The sequence below is a fragment of the Collinsella sp. AF38-3AC genome, assembly GCF_003474365.1.
Classification (GTDB): Bacteria; Actinomycetota; Coriobacteriia; order Coriobacteriales; family Coriobacteriaceae; genus Collinsella.
In genome coordinates this window covers 23,790-43,895 of record NZ_QROM01000009.1, presented here as the reverse complement: position 1 = coordinate 43,895, position 20,106 = coordinate 23,790, and the positions used below count along the sequence as shown (strand labels likewise).

Annotated in this window: 18 protein-coding genes and 2 pseudogenes; 10 read left to right on the top strand and 10 right to left on the bottom strand. The window is 60.4% G+C overall.

What is annotated here, in order from left to right; genetic code table 11:
• Window positions 1–71 precede the first annotated feature (71 nt).
• From DW029_RS11870 to DW029_RS06820, 5 genes and pseudogenes are all read right to left on the bottom strand, one after another.
• Window positions 72–476 (bottom strand): annotated as a pseudogene (locus DW029_RS11870) (EamA family transporter); the annotation flags it as partial.
• Between the two features lie 57 nt (window positions 477–533).
• A pseudogene (locus tag DW029_RS11865) lies at window positions 534–947 on the bottom strand (EamA family transporter); the annotation flags it as partial.
• A 259-nt stretch (window positions 948–1,206) separates the two neighbouring features.
• On the bottom strand, window positions 1,207–1,905 hold the full coding sequence (locus DW029_RS06830) for an ABC-2 transporter permease (RefSeq protein ID WP_117734574.1): 699 nt from the start codon (window positions 1,903–1,905) through the stop codon (window positions 1,207–1,209).
• Window positions 1,902–2,783, bottom strand: coding sequence for an ABC transporter ATP-binding protein (locus tag DW029_RS06825; RefSeq protein ID WP_117734573.1), 882 nt, complete (start codon window positions 2,781–2,783; stop codon window positions 1,902–1,904). The genes DW029_RS06830 and DW029_RS06825 overlap by 4 nt, the downstream gene beginning before the upstream one ends.
• Before the next feature lie 23 nt (window positions 2,784–2,806).
• Window positions 2,807–3,187 carry a GntR family transcriptional regulator gene (locus tag DW029_RS06820; protein ID WP_117743314.1) on the bottom strand — a complete coding sequence of 127 codons (381 nt, stop codon included), beginning with the start codon at window positions 3,185–3,187 and terminating at the stop codon, window positions 2,807–2,809.
• A gap of 468 nt (window positions 3,188–3,655) precedes the next feature.
• Here DW029_RS06820 and DW029_RS06815 point away from each other — a divergent pair, with 468 nt between their 5' ends.
• The 3 genes from DW029_RS06815 (at window position 3,656) to DW029_RS06805 (ending at window position 6,838) form a co-directional block, all read left to right on the top strand.
• Complete coding sequence (locus DW029_RS06815) at window positions 3,656–5,269, top strand: peptide chain release factor 3 (RefSeq protein ID WP_117734571.1); 1,614 nt, start codon at window positions 3,656–3,658, stop codon at window positions 5,267–5,269.
• 156 nt (window positions 5,270–5,425) lie between these two features.
• A complete protein-coding gene (locus DW029_RS06810) occupies window positions 5,426–6,148 on the top strand; it encodes a VUT family protein (RefSeq protein WP_233543827.1) in 723 nt (240 codons plus the stop codon).
• Window positions 6,149–6,157: 9 nt separating this feature from the next.
• A complete protein-coding gene (locus DW029_RS06805) occupies window positions 6,158–6,838 on the top strand; it encodes an SDR family NAD(P)-dependent oxidoreductase (RefSeq protein ID WP_118345620.1) in 681 nt (226 codons plus the stop codon).
• 50 nt (window positions 6,839–6,888) lie between these two features.
• On the opposite strand, the gene DW029_RS06800 is transcribed toward DW029_RS06805, so the two are convergent.
• Both DW029_RS06800 and DW029_RS06795 read right to left on the bottom strand, forming a co-directional pair.
• Complete coding sequence (locus tag DW029_RS06800; protein WP_118345619.1) at window positions 6,889–7,614, bottom strand: uracil-DNA glycosylase; 726 nt, start codon at window positions 7,612–7,614, stop codon at window positions 6,889–6,891.
• Window positions 7,615–7,701: 87 nt separating this feature from the next.
• Window positions 7,702–8,604: a DMT family transporter gene (locus tag DW029_RS06795; RefSeq protein WP_118345618.1), complete on the bottom strand. Its 903-nt coding sequence runs from the start codon at window positions 8,602–8,604 to the stop codon at window positions 7,702–7,704.
• A 158-nt stretch (window positions 8,605–8,762) separates the two neighbouring features.
• On the opposite strand from DW029_RS06795, the gene DW029_RS06790 reads away from it, so the two are divergent.
• Window positions 8,763–9,629 (top strand): LysR family transcriptional regulator, encoded by an 867-nt coding sequence (locus DW029_RS06790; protein WP_118099070.1) that lies wholly within the window; start codon window positions 8,763–8,765, stop codon window positions 9,627–9,629.
• Between the two features lie 29 nt (window positions 9,630–9,658).
• Here DW029_RS06790 and DW029_RS06785 read toward each other — a convergent pair whose 3' ends face one another.
• A complete protein-coding gene (locus DW029_RS06785) occupies window positions 9,659–11,041 on the bottom strand; it encodes an MATE family efflux transporter (RefSeq protein ID WP_118345617.1) in 1,383 nt (460 codons plus the stop codon).
• A gap of 193 nt (window positions 11,042–11,234) precedes the next feature.
• On the opposite strand from DW029_RS06785, the gene DW029_RS06780 reads away from it, so the two are divergent.
• On the top strand, window positions 11,235–12,050 hold the full coding sequence (locus DW029_RS06780) for a putative RNA methyltransferase (RefSeq protein WP_117734565.1): 816 nt from the start codon (window positions 11,235–11,237) through the stop codon (window positions 12,048–12,050).
• Between the two features lie 125 nt (window positions 12,051–12,175).
• Here the strand turns inward: DW029_RS06780 and DW029_RS06775 are convergent, their stop codons facing one another.
• Complete coding sequence (locus DW029_RS06775) at window positions 12,176–12,577, bottom strand: hypothetical protein (protein ID WP_117734564.1); 402 nt, start codon at window positions 12,575–12,577, stop codon at window positions 12,176–12,178.
• A 435-nt stretch (window positions 12,578–13,012) separates the two neighbouring features.
• Between DW029_RS06775 and DW029_RS06770 the strand changes: the two genes are divergently transcribed.
• Entirely contained in the window at window positions 13,013–13,717 is a 705-nt protein-coding gene (locus tag DW029_RS06770; RefSeq protein ID WP_118345616.1) for a class I SAM-dependent methyltransferase, read from the top strand.
• A 48-nt stretch (window positions 13,718–13,765) separates the two neighbouring features.
• Here DW029_RS06770 and DW029_RS06765 read toward each other — a convergent pair whose 3' ends face one another.
• A complete protein-coding gene (locus DW029_RS06765) occupies window positions 13,766–14,062 on the bottom strand; it encodes a hypothetical protein (protein WP_118345615.1) in 297 nt (98 codons plus the stop codon).
• A gap of 76 nt (window positions 14,063–14,138) precedes the next feature.
• Between DW029_RS06765 and DW029_RS06760 the strand changes: the two genes are divergently transcribed.
• From DW029_RS06760 to DW029_RS06745, 4 genes are all read left to right on the top strand, one after another.
• On the top strand, window positions 14,139–14,627 hold the full coding sequence (locus DW029_RS06760; protein WP_117734562.1) for an N-acetyltransferase: 489 nt from the start codon (window positions 14,139–14,141) through the stop codon (window positions 14,625–14,627).
• Between the two features lie 304 nt (window positions 14,628–14,931).
• The gene (locus tag DW029_RS06755) at window positions 14,932–16,935 is read left to right on the top strand and encodes a translation factor GTPase family protein (RefSeq protein ID WP_118345614.1); all 2,004 of its coding nucleotides are present in this window, start codon (window positions 14,932–14,934) and stop codon (window positions 16,933–16,935) included.
• A gap of 46 nt (window positions 16,936–16,981) precedes the next feature.
• On the top strand, window positions 16,982–17,536 hold the full coding sequence (locus DW029_RS06750; protein WP_117743304.1) for a GNAT family N-acetyltransferase: 555 nt from the start codon (window positions 16,982–16,984) through the stop codon (window positions 17,534–17,536).
• Between the two features lie 52 nt (window positions 17,537–17,588).
• Entirely contained in the window at window positions 17,589–20,081 is a 2,493-nt protein-coding gene (locus DW029_RS06745) for an excinuclease ABC subunit UvrA (RefSeq protein WP_118345613.1), read from the top strand.
• Window positions 20,082–20,106 lie beyond the last annotated feature (25 nt).

Genomic DNA, 20,106 nt, shown 5'->3' with positions numbered 1-20,106 from the left:
AACATCTCAAGTCCGGTGCGGGCGCTGTGTCACGGATTTGCGGGTGGACTGGATTTCGTTCGGTATCGGCGCTACTTCCAAATTGCAAGCGCGGCGGTGCCCAGTACGATGAGGGCGAGACCGATGGCGCTGCGTCGTGAGAGTTTTTCGTTGAATGCCAGACGCGCAAATAGTACCGATACGACAATCGATAGTTTGTCGATCTGCACCGCGACGCTCACCTGGCCTGCAGCGATGGCGTAGTAATAGAGCAGCCACGATGCTCCGGTTGCGATGCCCGATGTTACGAGAAATGTGAGTTCGCGCCGGTCAACGTGCGCGACCTGCTCCAGTTTTCCCTTGGCTGCCACGATTGCCCATGCCATAACCAGTACCACGCAGGTGCGGATTGCCGTGGCCAGGTTTGACTCGACGCCTTCGATGCCGATCTTGGCGAGGATGGAGGTGAGTGCCGCGAACACGGCGGCGCCAAGGGCGTAAGCGAGCCAGGTCCGGTCTTGCTGCTGCTCGGGTCCGGCGGACTGCTTCTTCTCGATCATTAAAAACGTGCCGAGGGTGATGACAGCGGTTCCCACGAGCTTAACCGCAAGGTTGCTCGTCTCACCAAAAAGCGCGATGGCGACCAGCGCGGCGAGCACGGTGCTCATCTTGTCGACCGGTACGACCTTATTGACGTCTCCGATGCTCAACGCCTTAAAGTAACAGATCCACGAAGCACCTGTAGCGAGTCCCGAGAGGACGAGAAAGAGCCAGGATCTGGGTTCGATACTGCCAATGGTCCCAATGGATCTAGAAATGCCCGCCATTGCCCAGGCGAAAACGAGCACCACGCAGGTGCGAATGGCCGTCGCGATATCGGAGTCGGTCTGCTTGATACCGCATTTGGCCAAGATGGATGTGATGCCGGCAAAGAATGCTGACGCAAATGCTGCGACGACCCACGACACGGGTGCGATGCCTCCTTGGATAATGGGTTTATCCTGCGAGTTTTATGGACATAAGGATACCGCCCCACCATGAAGGTTTGATATGGCCGCGGCGAGACGGGGCCATGTTCCGGGGAGCCATTTGGTTAGGGCTCGAATTGAAGGTGAATGTTTTTCCGAGAAGTGAACGGCATGCCGTGAAGGGTGGTAACGACGTTGTTACTGCTTCGTCTTATCTAGTAAATGAGGTGGGGTGCCGCCCAAGTCCTTTAGCTGTCGATTACAGGTCGCGTACTCGATAAACCTTGGTGCTGACGGTGCAGCTGATTGCGCATAGCGCGAGGGCCAGGACGGCAATTCCTGCGCACAGGCAGCCGAGGACGGCGGAATCGGGATTTGCCCCGGCAATCGACATGAGCCAGTTGCTGATGGGGTTGGAGGAGCTCAGCGTGGCCATAGCAAGGCAACCGAGCAAGGCAAACAGACCAACGGACAGGCGCAGCGCCTCCATGTGTCCAAAACGAAAGAACAGCGGCTGCGCCAAAAACACCATCATGAGGGAGATGAGCATCGAGGCTGCCGAGGCAATTGCGATCTCAAATACGACCTGTCCCGTCGGGAAAATGCCTGCATTATTGAAGAGTGGGATGGTGACGATGTTCAACAGCGCGGCCGCACATGCCATGATGGCCGAGAAAGCAACGATACACAGGTAACGTGCGCAGACGATGTCTTTGCGCGAGAAGGGCAGCGTTGCCCGATAGCGCTCCCATCCGTTTTGATTGTCGAAGCCGGCTAGCGAGTTCATGATCATGATGGGCGACATGGCGCTGACTGCGCAGGCGCCAGCACTCATGCCGGAATCACCATCCGATGCGTTGGCGAGGGTCATCACGATGAATATAAATAAGCCGACACCCGCGATGCTCGGGATAAGCGTGCGAACGATGGCGAGCTCGGACATAAAGGCGCGTTTCATTTCGAAGCCCCTTTCAGCATGAGGCGAAGGTAGTCATCAATGGTTGCCCGATCGCAGGGAATCTCGGGGAAAGCCTCGAGCGTATCACGGCGGTTGGGCACGAGCACGTCCACGCTATAGGCGTGGCGGGCAGCACGGGCGCCTTCGACGCAAGCCATGAGCTCTGCGGCCTGTGCTTGCGTGCAGTGGGCGATTCCGGCGCGGTCGGTAATGTCCTCGCGTGGCAGGTCAAATGCAATCGAACCGTTATCGATGCAGATGACGCGATCGGCGGCGCTATCGAGGTCGGACGTAATGTGGCTCGAGAGCAGTACGCTGCGCTGGCCGTCGGAAACAAAGGCGAGCAGCTCATCGAGCAGCTCCTCGCGCGCCATGGGATCGAGGCCCGCGGTGGCTTCGTCCAAAACGAGCAGCCTGGCATTGTGGCTGAGCGCACAGGCGAGCTGCAGCTTCATACCCATGCCGCGGGAGAGGTCTTTGACCTTGGCTTTGGGATCAAGGCCAAATCGTTCGATAAATCTGGCGAATGTTTCGCGACTCCATGTGGGGTGCGCCGGGCCTACGAGCGTCTCGATCTGGCCCACCTTGAGCGTGGAAGGGAAAGGACACGTGTCCAGGACAAGACCGATGCGGGAGCGCAGATGGCGCTGTGTCTCGCCGGGCGCGTCGGTGCCGCAGTGCTGCCCAAACAGGTGCACCTCGCCGGCATCGAGCTTTATGAGTCCGAGCGCGGCGCGAATCGTCGTTGTCTTACCGGCGCCGTTTGCGCCCACAAAGCCAACAATCTGGCCGGGCTCCACGGTGAGTGTGACATCGCGTAGGGAAAAGCGGTCGCTTACGCGGCGTGAGACGCCTTTGAGTTCTAGCAAGTTTTGCATGGTATAGCCTTTCTTGCAGATGGCTACTGCATGGTTTCGGGGGCTACAAGGTCGAGCATCTCGTGCAATTTGTCGCGCGTGACGCCCAGGGTTTCGGCCTGCGTAGCGGCCTGCGCAAGCAACTCTTCGATATGGCAAAGCTGGTTTTCGCGCAAGAGTTCCTGGTTGCCCTCGGCGACAAAGCAGCCCTTGCCCTGCACGGTACAGATAAAGCCAAGTTGTTCCAGGTCGGCATAGGCGCGCTTGGTGGTGATGACACTCACACCGAGGTCGCTCGCGAGCGCGCGGATGCTGGGGAGTTTGGCTCCTGCAGCGAGTGCGCCCGAAAGGATCTGAGCTTTGACCTGCGAGGAGATCTGCTCATAGATGGGCTTGTCGCTCGAATTGGATAGGATGATGTCCACAGCGGCTCCTTAGCTGTTGGGCTACACGTGTATATAACCGGTAAGCACAGTATATATACACTATGCACAGTTATGCAAGAGGAAATATGGGCTCGTCTGTCCCCTCGTTTGTTTGTCTCGATCTGTAACATCTGGAGTCGATTTTGGCAGCTGGATGTTACAGGTTGAGACAGACCCGACCTTCCTGCCCGTTTATCTCAATCTGTAACACTAGGGCCCGTTTTTGGTGACTAGATGTTACAGATTGAGACATTGGTTGCCCGCCTGTTTGTTTATCTCGATCTGTAACATCTGGAGTCGATTTTGATGGCTAGATGTTACAGATCGAGACAGTCCTTGAGGCAGCTGTTCGATGCACAGCGAGCTTGGCTGATGAATTTGTCCTGATAGGTGCCCTGTGGCGGGATTTCGCGGCTACAATAGTACGGTTTCAACGACGTAATGCACTCAATGCAAGAAAGGATCCGCATGGCAAGCCTGTCGGATGAAATCTCGTCGCGCCGTACATTCGCGATCATCAGCCACCCGGACGCCGGTAAGACCACGCTTACCGAGAAGCTGCTGCTCTATACCGGCAGCATCCAGACCGCCGGCTCGGTCAAGGGCAAGAGTTCGGCCAAGCATGCCGTCTCGGACTGGATGGACATCGAGAAGGAGCGCGGTATTTCCGTTACCTCCTCGGTACTGCAGTTCACCTACAACGGCGCCTGCGTCAACATCCTCGATACTCCCGGCCACCAGGACTTCTCGGAGGATACCTACCGTACCCTTATGGCCGCCGACGCCGCGGTCATGGTCATCGACGGCGCCAAGGGCGTCGAGGCCCAGACCAAAAAGCTCTTTAAGGTCTGTACGCTGCGCCACATTCCCATCTTTACCTTTGTGAACAAGCTCGACCACGAGGCCCGCGATCCGTTTGAGCTCATGGAAGAGATCGAGAACGTCCTGGGCATCAATACGTACCCCATGAACTGGCCAATCGGCAGCGGCCGTAACTTCCGCGGCGTGTTCGACCGTCAGACCCGTCGCGTCATCGCCTTTGAGGGCGACGGTCACGCCAACGCCACCAAGAAGGTCGCCGAGGTCGAGGCCGAGCTGGGCGACCCCGCCATGGATGAGCTTATTGGCGAGGAGAACCACAAGAACCTGATGGACGACATCGAGCTGCTCGATGGCGCCGGCGACGAGCTCGACCTGGATGCCGTGGCCTGCGGCAAGCTGAGCCCGGCGTTCTTTGGCTCGGCGCTCACCAACTTTGGCGTGGAGCCCTTCCTCAAGGAGTTCTTGCGCCTGGCCCCGACGCCGCGCGCCTATACCGATACGCTCACCAGCGAGCCGGTCGATCCGTGCCGCGACGACTTTAGCGGCTTTGTGTTTAAGATCCAGGCCAACATGGACAAGAACCACCGCGACCGTATCGCCTTTGTGCGCATTTGCTCGGGCAAGTTCGAGCGCGGCATGGATGCCTTCCACGTGCAGGGCAACCGTAAGCTCAAGCTTGCCACGGGCACGTCGATGATGGCCGATGACCGCGCCATCGTGGACGAGGCGTACGCGGGCGATATCGTAGGCCTGTTCGATCCGGGTATCTTTAGCATCGGCGACACCGTGTGCTCTGGCAAGCGCCACGTACAGTATCCGCAGATCCCGACGTTTGCCCCCGAGATGTTCGCCCGCATCACGCAGGTCGACACGCTCAAGCGCAAGCAGTTCGTGAAGGGCATGGAGGAGCTTGCCCAGGAGGGCGCCATCCAGATCTTCCGCGAGCTGGGTGCCGGCATGGAGAGCGTCATCGTGGGCGTGGTCGGCGTACTGCAGTTTGAGGTGCTCGAGCGCCGCCTTAAGGCCGAGTACCGTGTTGAAGTCCGTCGTCAGCCGCTGCCCTATACGGACATCCGCTGGATCCAGAACGACCCCGACACCATCGACATCCCGGGCCTTTCGCTCACGCGTGACACCCTGCGCGTCGAGGACATGCGCGGCGGCAAGCTGCTGCTGTTTACGAGCCCGTGGAATGTTGACTGGGCGACCGACCACAACCCCGACCTTGTCCTGTCGGAGTTTGGCAACGTAACGTTTTAGTGCGCCGGCGCGGTGGTCCTGTGGGGCTGCCGCGCCGCTTGCTTGCCTGCCGCCGTGTGAGCGGCTATCATACCCACCGTCGCCTCAAGACCGTGGCGGCCGAGCAGTTCGGGTCCGATATCCTGCTCGTTAAACCTAAAACCAAAGGAGTACATAATGATCAAGAAGGTCATGGAGGACTACAAGGTCCTGTTGCGGAGCATTCCCGCGGCAACGGTTTCGCTGTTTTTCGTGAGCGTTATCATGATGAACTTGCTGGCCAACAAAGAGCTTATCAGCCTGCCGTATCTGGCGCTCGACTGCGGCTTTGTGGTGAGCTGGGTCTCGTTTTTGTGCCAGGACATGATCTGCAAGCGCTTTGGCGCCAAGGCATCCATCAAAATCTCTATCCTCGCGTTGGCGGTCAACCTGGCCGTAAGCCTGTGCTTTTGGCTGTGCTCGCTCACGCCCGGTATGTGGGGCGCCTACTATGACACGGGCATGATCGAGGTCAACACTGCCCTTAACGCCACCATCGGTGGCACCTGGTACGTGGTGCTGGGCTCTTCGCTGGCAATGCTCGTCTCTGCCGTGGTTAACTCCACACTCAACCAGTCGCTCGGCCGCATGCTCAAAAAGAATAACTTTGCGAGCTTTGCCTTCCGCTCCTATGTGTCTACGGGTGTCGGCCAGTTTATCGACAACCTGGTCTTTGCCATTGTGGTGAGCCACACGTTCTTTGGTTGGACCTGGGTGCAGGTTCTTATGTGCTCGCTGACCGGCGCTGTTGCCGAGCTGCTGTGCGAGGTCTTCCTGAGCCCCGTGGGCTACAAGGTCGTGCGTGGCTGGGAGCGCGAGAATGTGGGCGCCGAGTACCTCAAGCGCCATGCAACCGCCTAAGGAGCAAGCATGCGGGTTTTGATCACGGGTGCTTCGGGTGGTATCGGAGCCGCGTGCGTGCAGCGCTTTTTGGACGAGGGCCACGAGGTCGTGGGCTTTGATCTGCTGCCGGCGGCGATCGAACACGAGCGCTACCGCCATCTGATCGTTGATGTCCGCGAGCCTGACTCGTTTCCAGGCGACCTTGAGCCACAGGCAATCGTGAACGTTGCCGGTGTGCAGGATTCGGCCGACGATATTGCCGCCAACTTGCGTGGCACCATCAACGTGACCGAGCGCTATGCCTTTGTGGGGGAGGGGCTTGCCGCCAAGCCGACACCGGCTATCAAATCCGTGGTCAATGTGGGGTCGGCGAGCGGGCATACGGGATCGGAGTTTCCCGACTATGCCGCCAGCAAGGGCGGCGTTATCGCCTACACCAAGAACCTTGCAAACCGCCTGGCGCCGCAGGCCATCGCCAACAGTGTGGACCCGGGTGGCGTGATCACGCCGCTCAACCGTTGCGTGATGGAAGACGAACACCTGTGGAGCCAGATTATGGAACTCACGCCGCTTAAGCGCTGGGCCACCGCCCAAGAGATTGCCGAGTGGATCTACTTTGTGGGCGTGACCAACCGGTTTATGACCGGGCAGAGCCTGCTGATCGATGGCGGCGAGGCCGGCCGCACGCAATTTATTTGGCCCGAATAGGAAACGCGCCCGATGGAAAGCTGTCGGGCGCGTTTTTGATGTATCGATTTTTATCCGAGGCAAGTCCAGTTAACGGGGGTCGAGCCGTGCTGTTCGAGTAACCGATTGGCAGCGGAGAAGGGACGCGACCCCATAAAAGCGGGGAGTTCTGCTGTGGCACGGTTGGCCGAAAGCGGCGAGGGGTGCGTAGAGGCCAGGCAGAACTTGTCGGTTGCCTTGCCCGCGCCGGTCGTGGCGAGCTTGCCTTCGACCATCTGCTGGGCAAAGCGGCCCCATGCCAAAAAGACTACCGGCTGGGGCAGCTGGCAGCAGCGTTCGATAATGTAGTCGGTCAGGGTACTCCAGCCCAGCTTGGCGTGCGAGTTCGCGGCATGCTCGCGCACGGTGAGCGTGGTGTTGAGGAGCAGGACGCCCTGCTGTGCCCATGGGGTTAGGTCTCCCGTGGCGGGAATGGGGCAACCCAGATCGGCTTTGAGTTCCTTATAGATGTTGCGCAGGCTCGGCGGCAACTTGGTTTGCGTCGCGGGGACCGAGAACGACAACCCCATTGCCTGGTTAGGTCCGTGATAAGGGTCTTGACCCAATATGACAACCTTGACCTGGTCGGCCGGCGTGTAGGCGAGGGCATTGAGGATGTCGTCTTGTGCCGGGTAGATGGTCTGCTCGGCACGCAAAAGGGCGATGCGCTCGAGCAACTGGTTCGTAGTGTCACGGACCGGCTGCGGCGCATCGCCCAACCAAGTTGCTATGTTGCGGTCGCGAGTTACAGTGTCCATGGAACTCCTTTATGGCAGATGCTATGTTGGCACCTATTGTAAAGGCGTCCAGAGACCTTTATGCCACGGCTGCATGAGGAGTGGGGTCTACGAGACGTGCTCGGGCGCTCCTGCCATACGAGTATGCCCATGTGCGCGAAGGTGTGGAAGCTCGACGGTTGCCACCATGACGCCGGTGAGGATGAGCGCTGCGCCAAAGAAGGCGATGGGGCTCAGGACTTCGCCGACCAGGAAGAACGAGAAGACGGCGGAGCAGACCGGCTCGAGCGAGAAGGCGAAGCCGGTGGTCTCGGCGGGTACGTGGGGCTGCACGAGCGTCTGGGTGATAAAGCCGTAGGCAGAGCAGATGAGTGCGAGCGCAACGACAACGACGATCTCGTTCGGCGTGCTGGGAAGCGTAAAGCCGCCAAAGGTGCATGCCGCGATGCCCGAGAACAAGCCGCCGAAGCCCAGCTGCCAAACGCCCAGAGCCAGCGGATCGACTTCTTCGACAAAGCGCTTGGCTACGATAATGTGGCTGGCATAGATAAAGGCCGAGAGCAGCATGATAATCGCACCGGGATTCAGGCTGGTAAAGTCGGCGCCCGAGAGCAGCAGCATGCCGCAGGTGACGATGGCGGTGCCGACGAGCACTTTGCGCTCGGGGGCGCGGCGCAGCAGGGCGGCGTTGGCAAACGGCACGATCACGACCGTCAGGCTCTGCAAAAAGCCGGCAGTGGAGGCAGAGGTGAGGCTGGAGCCCAGGCACATGCAGGTGAGCTCGGTTGCCATGATGGCGCCGATGATGGCGGCACGGACCATAAGGTCACGGTTGATGCGGAAAGCGCGCTTGTGGAAGAGCAACAGGCAGGCCACAAAGGCGATGATGCAGCGCAACGCAACGATGCTCGTGGCGTTCATGCTGTCCATGCCGATCTTCATGAGGGGGTACGAAAAGCCCCATGCGACGGGAACGGAAAATGAGAGCGCGATTGCTTTTTTGCGATCCATGGGACTCCTTTTGTTACAGAACGGTTTCGTAAAAAGGATTCTGCTCCCAGATGTGGATGTAGTAAAGCGAATGTATTTTCAGTATGATTAAGAAATACTAATGTAATCAGAAAAGGCCCTGGCAAAACGTTTTACGGCTACATCGATGTGGAGGCACGATGGCATCGCGATATCAGATTGTATGTATGGTGGTCGATTGCGGCAGTCTTAAGGGCGCGGCGGACGAACTGGGCTATACACAAAGTGCGGTGAGCCAGGCCGTCAAGGCGCTCGAGCGCGAGCTGGGCACCACGATTATCGAGCGCGGCAAGCAGGGCGTCTCGCTTACGCGCGACGGCAAACAGTATCTGCCGTATCTGCGCCAGATCGTAACGGCCGAGGCCGAGCTTGAGGGTAAGCGTCAGGAGCTGTTGGGGCTTTCGTCGACCGACATTCGCATTGCGACGTTTACCAACGTGAGTCGTACCGTGCTGCCGCGTGTGATCCGCGACTTTGGGGCCCTGCACCCGGGCGTGCACTTTACCCTCAAGCAGGGCGATTACACGCGCAACGCCCAGTGGGTGCACGATGGCGTAGTTGACTTTTGCTTTACGGCGCGCGGATTTACCGCTGGGCTCGAGAAGCGCGTGGTCTATCACGACGAGTTGGTGGCACTGCTGCCGGCCGCGCATCCGCTGACGGCAAAGGAAAAGGTGACACTCGCCGACCTGGCGTCCGAGCCGTTTGTGCTGCTGGATGAGGGCGAACAGAGCCTGGTACTCGATGCATTCGCGGCGCATGGGCTGTCGCCGCACGTGACGAGTGAGGTGACCGACGACTACACCATCATGGCGATGGTGGAGGAGGGCCTGGGCGTGAGCATGCTCTACCGTCGTACGGTCGAGGGCATGCAAGCCGATATTCATGTGCGGCCCATCGTGCATGCCCCCTCGCGTGACGTGGTGGCCGCCTGGCGCAGCTGGGACACCATGCCTATCGCTACGAGGCGCTTTATCGACTATATGAGCTCGCATATCGTCAATTAGCTGCCGATATGCCACCAAGTTGTGCATGTCTAGCACGCCCCGGTCTTGGCTTGTGCTAGACGGTAGGTGCGTGCCGGGTGGCAGAGCAATACCGCCACGACCATAAAGAATGCCGTGGTGCCCAGGCTGATGGGGTAGACCATCATGATGTTCGCAAAGGTACGGAAGTGCGGGAACACGCAGAATACCCAGTAGAAGCGGATGCCGCAGACGCAAATCATGGTGATGAGGGCGGGCATGAGCGAGATGCCAAAGCCGCGCAGATAACCGGACATGTTCTCGTAGAACATGCTAAAGGCGTACGCCGGGAAGATCGAGCACACGCGGATATAACCGATCGAGACGATGTTGGGGTCACTGTTGAACAGTGCCAGGATCTCGCGCCCCAGACCGACGATGACGATAATCGTTGTGAGCGCAACGATGCCGCCTTCGACCAGGCAGACCTTGAGCGTCTTGGTGCAGCGGTCAATCTGGCGTGCGCCGTGGTTTTGTCCCACAAAGGTGGTGCAAGCCTGGCTAAAGCTGTTGAGCAGGTTGTAGCACACATACTCCAGGCTCATGGCGGCGCTGGATGCCGCCATGACCTCGGTGCCCAAGCTGTTGATGGCGGACTGGATGATGATGTTGGCAACGGCAAAGACGGCGCTCTGAATACCGGCGGGCAAGCCGATCTTAACGATGCGCTTGAGGGCGACGGGGTCGATAGCCAAGTCACGCGGGGTGACGCGGACGACAGAGTCGGTCTTGAGCAGGCGGATAAAGAGCGTAGCGGCGCTGACGGTGTAGGCGATGGCGGTGGCGATGGCGACGCCCGCGACGCCCCAGTGAAGTACGGGGACAAAGATGAGGTCCAGGCCAATGTTGAGGACGGTGGACACGGCAAGCGCCTGCAGCGGCATGCGGGTGATGCCGACGGAGCGGAAGATCGCGGCCTCAAAGTTGTAGAGCAAGATCGAGGGCATGCTGAGCAAAAAGACGCGCAGGTAGAGCGAAGCGAGCGGCATGGTTTCGGCAGGAACGTTGAGCGCGGCGAGCATGGGCTCGGCAAAGATCTCGCCCAGCGCGATGACGACAAAGCCCACGAGCGCCATTAAAACCGAGGTATGGACGGCACGTTTGACCATGTTCTGATCGTTGCGGCCGATAGCGTTGGCGATGACCACATTTGAGCCAAGCGACATGCCGATAAACAGGTTGAGCATAAGACTGGTAATCGGAACATTGGAGCCGACCGCTGCCATGGCAAGGGTTCCCTGGTCGCCCGAGAAGTTGCCGATGATGACCGTGGCGATGAGGTTCGATAGCTGTTCCAAGATGCTCGTGGCGGCCACGGGGAAGGCGAACAGGGGAATATTGCGCCACAGCGAGCCGGTGGTCATGTCAATGTGCTTAGATGCGGTATCGGCCATACACTCTCAATCTCTAATATGCTATTTCGTGCTTATTTGCGCAGACGATGATACTCCTAATGCAACCAGTCGGTACTTAGATAGTCGTTGGGACGTTCTTAAACGACTGGTCATTCAATAACGTCCCCGATGACTAGGTGGGGAAGGCGTGCGACAATGGTGGGCGTTGTGTTGTTCGCGCTAAGGAGTTGCCATGTTGTTGTGTCCCGTTTGCCATGAGCCGTTGGTGGACGACGAGCGCGGTGCTACATGCGCGGGCGGACACCGGTTTGACCGTGCGCGCGAGGGCTATCTCTATCTGCTGCGCTCGTCCAAGAGCGGCGACTCCATGGGCGATCCCAAGTCGCAGGCGCGCAGTCGTCGCGACTTTCTTAACCGCGGTTACTACGCGCCGTTGCGCGATGCGATGGTCGAGCTGGTGCGCAAGCAGGTGTCTGGACGTGCAACGTCTGCGAATGGCCCCATGACGCTGCTCGATATTTGCTGCGGCGAGGGCTACTACACCAGTGCCATGGGTGCGGTGCCGGGCGTGGATGCTTACGGTTTCGACCTGGGCAAAGAGATGGTGCGCCTGGCCGCCAAGCGCGGCGATGCGACCTATTTTGTGGCCAACATGAAGGATATCCCCGTGGCAGATGGCGCCTTCGATATGGTGACCGAGCTCTTTGCTCCCTTTAACGAGCGCGAGTTTGCTCGCGTGCTGGTGCCCGAGGGCTCGCTCTACACCGTGGTGCCGGGTGCCCATCACCTGTTTGGGCTCAAGGAGGTGCTCTACGACAGGCCATACCTCAATGACGAGAAGCTGCCGAAGACTACCGAGCTCGAGTTGGTCGGAACGCGGCGCGTGACAGCTTCTATCACCCTTCAGACCCAGGCCGACATCGAGGCGGTGTTCCAGATGACGCCGTACTACTACCGCACGCGCCCCGCCGACAAAGCACGCCTGGCAAACCTCGATACCCTTCAGACCGACATCGACTTCATCATCGCCGAGTACCGCCACAGCTAACCTACAAAAAAGGGACAGGTTTATTTTGGCGGGTTTTATCTGGGCTAACGTAAAGGGCCGACCGCGTTGCTGCGCGATCGGCCCTTTTTAGTTGCTTGGCTGCAGAGGTTATGAGAAGCGAGCGCTTACAGACGGTCCTTGTTTTCGGCCTTCACGGCGTGCGCCTGCTGAATAAAGAACAGGTCGTAGACCACGATGACAAAGGCGCCGATATTGACGGCGCTGCCGCCGAGCGCGGGAAGGGTAAGCACAGCCTGGACGAGCGTAGCGACCGCGGCAACGATACCGAGCTTAAACGCGCCATCCACCTGCGAAGGCTTGTTGGCACCCTTGATGCCCGCAACACCTGCGGCAAGATCGACAACGCCCTTGATAATCACAACGACAGCAGCGAGTATGGCGTTCGATCCGTAGATGGATTCAAATTTGCCGGTCGCGATGCCGGCGATTCCGATGACGAGGCTGGCGATGCCCAAAACAAAATAGATGAGGGCAAGGATTTTGAGTGTCTTGCGCGCGGCGCTCATAGGTAGTCCTTTCGATTCGGGCGCTGCCAGTCTGGCGCGTCCCATAAGCTGCACATATCGTGAAGCACATTGTAGTTCAACGTGACGGCGTGTGTGCTAGAAAGCGCTTCTCGCCTGTGCAGAGCAATCTTTCAAAAAGGAAAGCTGGACGTAAGCCAAATCGATGGCAGCACATGTGCGGCGCTGCGATGATGAGGTCGTGACAAGGAGTTGGTCTAAGGAGGAGCCATGATGTACGGAACAGGGCAAGTGCGCGAGCCGCGGTCGTTGGGAAGGCGCATGAGTGATTCTGTGATCGCTGCCGTATGCACGGGATTGATGGCGGTGCTTTGCATTGGGATGCTGTGGGCCATGTCGCATGTGGGACAATAGCGGACGGTTGAGTGCCGACAGGGGCGGCGCTCACGTATTCATTTTGCTTGTAAAGGAGTGCCCATGGGCGTCGTCGATCCCTTTTCTGTTGCTCGGGCCGCGGGGCTTGAGCTGACCGGGAAGCCCGAGGGCCTCACGCTCACCGACGGCGCGATGGAGCTGCGTGCCGATTTTGCCCGCATGCTTCCACGGCTCAAGCAGGGCCGTCTGCAGCAAGAGCTGCTGGTGAAGGCTGCGCGCACAAAAGGCATCGAGCAGCCATGGGCGATTGACGCCACGGCAGGCTTTGGCGAGGATTCGCTGCTGCTGGCCGCCACGGGCTTTACCGTCGATCTGTATGAACAGGATTGCGTGATTGCGGCATTGCTCAAGGATGCCTTGGACCGCGCGGCGGATGATCCGGCGCTTGCGGCTGCCGTGGCACGCATGCGCTTGCATGCGGGCGAGGACAGCATTGCCGGCCTTCGCCATACGGCTGAGCTGGTCGAGCGCGGTGAGCTCGCGGCTCCCGATGTGGTGTATTTGGACCCCATGTTTCCCGAGCGCACCAAGAGCGCGGCGGTTAAAAAGAAGTTCCAGCTCTTGCACCATTTGGAGCAGCCGTGTGCCGATGAGGAGACGCTGGTCGAGGCTGCTCTTGCGCCGTGCCCGCGCAAGGTTGTTATCAAGCGGCCAGTGAAGGGGCCGCTGCTTGCCGGCATTAAGCCGAGCTATCAGCTTGCGGGCAAGGCCGTCCGCTACGATGTTTTGGTGCCGCCGCGCCCGTAGCCTGCGCACGATGGCCGGTGCTGCGTGAGCGCCGCGCCGATGCGGGGCCTATTTCCAAGGGTGGGACGTCAGGTGCCATCCGCCGCAGTATTCGCATTTATAGCAGGCCAAGCCACGACGCCCGTGGTTTTCGCAGTCGGCCATAACGGCCTCGGCCTCGGCGCGTGTGTCGTAGCGGTTTTTGCGCTCGCACGATTTGTAGCGCCAAGCCTCATCGCGCTCGGCGTCCAGGACATCGCGGCGCTCGTCCTCGCGCGCAAACAGGTCGCTCATATCGCCGCCGGTGGCAGCGCCCAAAAACTCGCTTTTGGCCTTTGACCAGGCGGCTCGCTTTTTGCTTCCCATCTGCTTCGTGTCCTTTCCAAACGCTGGTATCATTGCTCAATCAAAGTGATACCAATAAACGTGAGGTCGCCGCGTGATGATCAGAAAAACCCTCGATACCGACATTCCCGCCGTCATGGCCATCTATGACGTCGCCCGCGCCTTTATGCGCGCGCATGGCAACGCCACGCAGTGGCCCGAGGGCACGCCTTCGGCCGAGCAGCTGACTGCCGATATCGCCGCCGGCGGCAGCTATGTGTGCGAAGTCGACGGTCGCGTGGTGGCGACGTTTGCCTTTTTGCCGGGCCCGGACGAGTGCTATGACGTCATCGAGGACGGTCAGTGGCGTAGCGACACTCCGTACGCCGTGCTGCACCGCGTGGCGTCCGACGGCACCGTGCACGGTATCGCGGCCGCGATGTTTGCCTTTGCCAAGGAGCGTGCCGACCATCTGCGTATCGATACGCACGCGGACAACCTGCCCATGCAGGGTGCGAGCATGAAGGCGGGGTTCGAGCGCGCCGGAGTCGTGTATGTGTCGGACGGCACGCCGCGTGTTGCGTTCGACTGGCTGCGCGAGGCATAAGGGCCGAGTCACATACCAGCGTTTCATCGAAATGAAAATGGCCCCGCGTGGGGCCATTTTTGGTAAAACGCGTCGTTGTGGGACTCGCATTGTTACCGCCTCAGATGAGACCGGGCAGACAAAAGGGGAGGTGCCGGCTTTCGCAAGGCGCGAACCTGCGAAAATCGCCGCGCGGCAACGCGGGGCGATGAGCTCGGTCGGGGGATAGGGCCCGCTTCGCCCGCCGGCCCGTAAATTGTATCATCCAGTGTGGAACGAGGGTGCCCGTTGCCACGTGCGATGGGCTTGCAATAAGAGGAGAGCCATGTCGAAGCAAGCGGTCGTTGGAATCTTGGCGCATGTCGATGCCGGCAAGACCACGCTGGCCGAGGCCATGCTGTTCAACGCGGGTCGCATTCGCAAGCGCGGCCGCGTGGACGATGGCGACTCGCACCTGGATACCAACTCTATCGAACGCGAGCGCGGCATCACGATTTTCTCGTCGCAGGCCGTGCTCGACCACGGAGATGCCCACGTCATGCTCGTGGACGCCCCCGGTCACGTGGATTTTTCGGCTGAGGCAGAGCGCACATTGCGCGCGCTCGACTACGCGATTTTGGTTGTGGGCGCCAACGACGGCGTGCAGGGACACACCGAAACCCTGTGGCGCCTGCTTGCGCGCTATGACATCCCGACGTTCGTCTTTATCAACAAAATCGATTTGGAGAATCCCGGCCGCGATGTTTTACTGGCGCAACTTGGGCAGCGCCTTTCCGAGGGCTGCCTCGATGCGAACGAACTGCTGGCGGGCGGCGCCGCTTGGGAGGACGCTGCCGCGTTGGACGAGGCGGCGCTCGAGGAGTTTCTTGAGACGGGTGAGCTTTCCGTTGCAACGCTGTCGCGCATGGTTGCCGAGCGCAAGCTCTTTCCCTGCTTTGCCGGCTCGGCGCTCAAGGACCAAGGCGTGGGCGAGCTGCTGGATGGCATGTGCACACTGATGCGTGAACAGGCGTGGGCCCCGGAGTTCGCCGCGCGTGTCTATCGTGTCAGCCGAGGCGTTCGCGGCGAGCGCTTGGCTTGGGTTAAAGTGACCGGCGGCGCGCTACGTGCAAAACAGATGATCGAGGGGCGCTCCGGTGCCGAGGTATGGGGGCAGAAAGTCGATCAGGTGCGCATCTATAACGGAGAGAAGTACGAGCTCGCCCAGGAAGTTGCTGCTGGCGGTATTTGTGCCGTGACGGGTCTTGCGCACGTTCGCCCGGGGGATGCCTTGGGTGCGGAGCCCGGGTGCGATGCACCCGTCATTGCGCCGGTCCTCACCTATACGGTGCTACCGGGCGAACATGATGTCCATGCGGTGTTTAAAGCGCTGATCGAGCTGGCGGACGAAGACCCCATGCTCGGCGTAAGCTGGAACACGCATCTTGAGCAGATTCACTTGCAGTTGATGGGCGCCGTGCAGCTTGAAGTCGTGCAGCGGGTGTTGGCCGATCGCTTTGGCCTTGCGGTCGAGTTTGAGCCTGGCGGCATTCTCTATAAGGAGACTATCTCGCAGCCGGTCGAGGGCGTGGGCCACTTTGAGCCGCTCCGTCATTACGCCGAGGTGCATCTGCGCCTGGAGCCGCTGCCAGCGGGCTCGGGCGTGCAATTTGGTACCGTTGCCTCGACCGACGAGCTCGATCTGAACTGGCAGCGTCTGGCACTCACCAACGCCATGGAGCGCGATCACCTGGGTGTGCTGACCGGCTCGCCCATCACCGATGTGCGCATTGCGCTCACGGGCGGTCGTGCGCATGCCAAACACACCGAGGGCGGTGACTTTCGGCAGGCAACGTACCGCGCGATTCGCCAGGGGCTCATACAGGCGCGCGAGTCGGGCGTGGCGGTGCTGCTGGAGCCGTGGTACCACTTTGAGCTCGAGGTGCCGGGGGAGTGCGTGGGCAGGGCGCTCTCGGATATCACGCGCATGGGCGCCGAGTACGAGCCGCCGGAGATGACGGACGACCGGGCGAAGCTTGTGGGTCGCGTGCCGGCATCCGAGGCGCAGGATTATGCGCTGGAGGTTGCTGCCTACACGAGCGGCCGCGGACATCTGTACCTGGAGTTCGCCGGTTATGCAGCGTGCCATGATGTCGAGCGCGTCATCGAGGCGGCCGCCTATGAGCCCGAGGCCGATCTGCCCAATACGCCCGACTCGGTCTTTTGCGCCCACGGCGCCGGTTACACGGTCAAATGGTACGACGTGCCCGCCGCGGCGCACGTAAAGATCGATCCTGCCACCTTCCGTCCCTATCGCCCCGCCGACGCGGAATTTTTCGGCTACATGTGACAAAGGGACAGTCCCTTTGTCACATCGATAATTGAGAGGTTGAAACGTGGTGATTCATACTGAGCGCTTGGTGCTTCGTCCGTGGCGCGAGACGGATGCGGCGAGCCTGTTTGCATACGCGAGCGACCCGGACGTGGGGCCGGCTGCGGGCTGGCCACCCCATCGAAGCATTGAGGAAAGCAGAGAGATCATTCAGACGGTCTTTACGGCGCCCCATACCTTTGCCATTTGCCTGCCCGAGACAGACGAGCCCGTGGGCAGCATTGGACTCATGCCGCCGCGCTGCGAATCGAACGGCCAAAGCGTTGGACTTGAGCTCGAGGTGGGGTATTGGATCGCCAAGCCGTTTTGGGGTCGAGGCTTTGCTCCGGAAGCAGTGCGAGCTATGCAACGCTATGCGTTTGAAACGCTTGGCTGCAAGGCGCTTTGGTGCGGATACTATGAGGGCAATAACAAGTCGTTACGCGTCCAACAAAAATGTGGGTTCGTGCCGCATCACGTTGAGCGCGACGTGCCCTGCGAGCTTATGGGCGATGTGCGTACCGAGTACTTTACCTATTTGACCTGCGAAGACTGGCGCGGGCGAGCACAGTGCGAGTAACGTGACAAAGGGACAGTCCCTTTGCCACGTTCGGCTAACAGGAAGGGGAGCGATGACGGTGTCGCAACAACCAAGTGCTATCGAGGTACGTGGCGCACGTGTCCATAACCTTAAGGACATCGATATCGATATTCCGCTGGGAAAGCTGGTGGGTATTGCCGGCGTATCGGGTTCGGGCAAGAGCTCGCTGGCGCTGGGGGTTCTTTATGCCGAGGGCTCGCGTCGCTACTTGGAGGCGCTCAGCACCTATACTCGACGTCGCCTGACGCAAGCCGAGCACGCCCAGGTGGACGAGGTGCTGCACGTGCCGGCGGCGCTCGCATTGCATCAGCGCCCCAGCGTGCCGGGCGTGCGCTCGACCTTTGGCACCATGACCGAGCTCAACAACAGCCTGCGTCTGCTCTTTAGCCGCTGCGCCCATCACGTTTGCCCGCACTGCGGGACGCGCGTGGAGCCGAGCCTTAACGTCGCCGCGGGCCTGTCGCTCGCGTGCCCCGCATGCGGCCGTGAATTCTACGCGCCGAGTGCCGAGGACCTTGCCTTTAACAGCGGCGGCGCGTGTCCTACCTGCGGCGGTACCGGCGTCATGCGCGAGGTGGACGAGGCGAGCCTGGTGCCCGACGAGTCAAAGACTATCAACGAGGGCGCGGTGCTTCCTTGGGGCACACTCATGTGGGATCTGATGAAGCAGGTAGCCGGCGAGATGGGCGTGCGTACCGACGTGCCGTTTAGCCAGCTCACGCCCGCCGAACGCGACATCGTGTTCCATGGTCCGGCGGTTAAAAAGCACATTCTCTACGTTCCCAAAAACGGCGAGGGTGCCACGCCGCTCGACTTTACCTATTACAACGCCGTCTATACCGTTGAGAATGCGCTCGCCAAGGTTAAGGACGACAAGGGGCTCAAGCGCGTTGCACGCTTTTTGCACGAGGGGCCGTGCCGCGACTGCGGAGGCACGCGTCTTTCCGAAGCCGCGCGCCAGTCTCAGGTGCGCGGTATCAATCTGGCGCAGGCGGCGGCCATGACGCTGGGCGAGGCGATTGAGTGGGTGCGTGGGGTGCCCGCATCCTTGCCGACCGAGATGCGGCCCATGGCGACGGACATCTGCGATTCGTTTTTGAGTACGGCTCGCCGCCTGGTTGACCTGGGCCTCGATTACCTTTCGCTCGACCGCGCCGGTGCCACGCTCTCCACGGGTGAGCGCCAGCGTGTGCAGCTAGCCCGTGTGGTGCGCAACCGATCGACGGGCGTGCTGTATGTGCTGGACGAGCCTTCGATCGGCTTGCATCCTGCCAATGTCGACGGCCTGGTGGGCGTAATGCGCGATCTGGTGGATGACGGCAACACCGTGGTTGTTGTCGACCACGATACACGTGTGCTGGTGGAGGCTGATTATCTGGTCGAGATGGGCCCCGTTGCCGGAGCAGGCGGCGGCAACGTAATCGCCGCTGGTACGGTAGACGAGGTCGAGCAATCGCAGGACAGCCGTATCGCGCCGTTTTTGCGCGCCGAGCCCAAGCGCTTGCGTCCGCAGGTGACTGACGACGAAATGTTCGACCAGGGTCATATCCGCATGGCGACCGATACCATCCATACCGTCAAGCCACTCGAAGTCGATATCCCGCGCGGCCGTCTCGTCGCGGTTACGGGTGTTTCGGGTTCAGGCAAGACGACGTTGGTACTCGAGACGCTCATCCCGGCACTTAAGGCGCAGGCAGCCGGCGAGCGCCTGCCGCGCCACGTGCGCTGGATCGATGCCGAGGGCATTGCACGTGCCAACCTGATTGACGCCACGCCCATCGGTGCCAACGTGCGCTCGACGGTAGCGACCTATGCCGACATCCATGATGAGCTGCGCCGCGCCTTCGCCCGTACGCCCGAGGCCAAGGCAGCCGGCTACAAGGCGGGCGCCTTTAGCTACAATACCGGCGCCTTGCGCTGCCCTACGTGTGATGGCACGGGCTCGATATCGCTCGACGTGCAGTTTTTGCCCGATGTCGAAATCGTCTGCCCGGCATGTCGCGGCTCACGTTATGCAGACGCGGCTTCGCATATCCATCGCGAGGGCAAGGACGGGAGTCTGCTTACGTTGCCGCAGCTCATGGACATGAGTGTGGACGAGGCCATCGACGCCACGGTGGGGCTCAAGAAAGTTCAGACGCGCTTGCAGACCTTGCACGACCTGGGCCTGGGTTATCTTACGCTCGGTGAGCCCACACCGGCGCTTTCGGGCGGCGAGGCGCAGCGCCTTAAGCTCGCGAGCGAGATGGGCCGCGTGCAGGATGATGCCGTATTCGTATTTGACGAGCCCACGATCGGCCTGCATCCGCTCGATGTTCAGGTGCTGTTGAACGTGTTTGACGGCCTCGTTGCCAAGGGCGCCACGGTTATCGTGATCGAGCATGACCTCGACCTTATCCGTAACGCCGATTACGTGATCGACATGGGCCCGGGCGGTGGCGACGCCGGCGGGCAAATCGTCTGCGCCGGCACGCCGGACGACATCGCGGCCTGCCCCAAGAGCATTACCGGCCGCTACCTCTAACCGAATGTGACAAAGGGACGGTCCC

Bases quoted from the DNA above. Each gene is read 5' to 3' on its own strand.
- DW029_RS06830 (WP_117734574.1), bottom strand. From the start codon at position 1,905: ATGAAACGCGCCTTTATGTCCGAGCTCGCCATCGTTCGCACGCTTATC.
- DW029_RS06825 (WP_117734573.1), bottom strand. From the start codon at position 2,783: ATGCAAAACTTGCTAGAACTCAAAGGCGTCTCACGCCGCGTAAGCGAC.
- DW029_RS06815 (WP_117734571.1), top strand. From the start codon at position 3,656: ATGGCAAGCCTGTCGGATGAAATCTCGTCGCGCCGTACATTCGCGATC.
- DW029_RS06810 (WP_233543827.1), top strand. From the start codon at position 5,426: ATGATCAAGAAGGTCATGGAGGACTACAAGGTCCTGTTGCGGAGCATT.
- DW029_RS06805 (WP_118345620.1), top strand. From the start codon at position 6,158: ATGCGGGTTTTGATCACGGGTGCTTCGGGTGGTATCGGAGCCGCGTGC.
- DW029_RS06800 (WP_118345619.1), bottom strand. From the start codon at position 7,614: ATGGACACTGTAACTCGCGACCGCAACATAGCAACTTGGTTGGGCGAT.
- DW029_RS06795 (WP_118345618.1), bottom strand. From the start codon at position 8,604: ATGGATCGCAAAAAAGCAATCGCGCTCTCATTTTCCGTTCCCGTCGCA.
- DW029_RS06790 (WP_118099070.1), top strand. From the start codon at position 8,763: ATGGCATCGCGATATCAGATTGTATGTATGGTGGTCGATTGCGGCAGT.
- DW029_RS06785 (WP_118345617.1), bottom strand. From the start codon at position 11,041: ATGGCCGATACCGCATCTAAGCACATTGACATGACCACCGGCTCGCTG.
- DW029_RS06780 (WP_117734565.1), top strand. From the start codon at position 11,235: ATGTTGTTGTGTCCCGTTTGCCATGAGCCGTTGGTGGACGACGAGCGC.
- DW029_RS06775 (WP_117734564.1), bottom strand. From the start codon at position 12,577: ATGAGCGCCGCGCGCAAGACACTCAAAATCCTTGCCCTCATCTATTTT.
- DW029_RS06770 (WP_118345616.1), top strand. From the start codon at position 13,013: ATGGGCGTCGTCGATCCCTTTTCTGTTGCTCGGGCCGCGGGGCTTGAG.
- DW029_RS06765 (WP_118345615.1), bottom strand. From the start codon at position 14,062: ATGGGAAGCAAAAAGCGAGCCGCCTGGTCAAAGGCCAAAAGCGAGTTT.
- DW029_RS06760 (WP_117734562.1), top strand. From the start codon at position 14,139: ATGATCAGAAAAACCCTCGATACCGACATTCCCGCCGTCATGGCCATC.
- DW029_RS06755 (WP_118345614.1), top strand. From the start codon at position 14,932: ATGTCGAAGCAAGCGGTCGTTGGAATCTTGGCGCATGTCGATGCCGGC.
- DW029_RS06745 (WP_118345613.1), top strand. From the start codon at position 17,589: ATGACGGTGTCGCAACAACCAAGTGCTATCGAGGTACGTGGCGCACGT.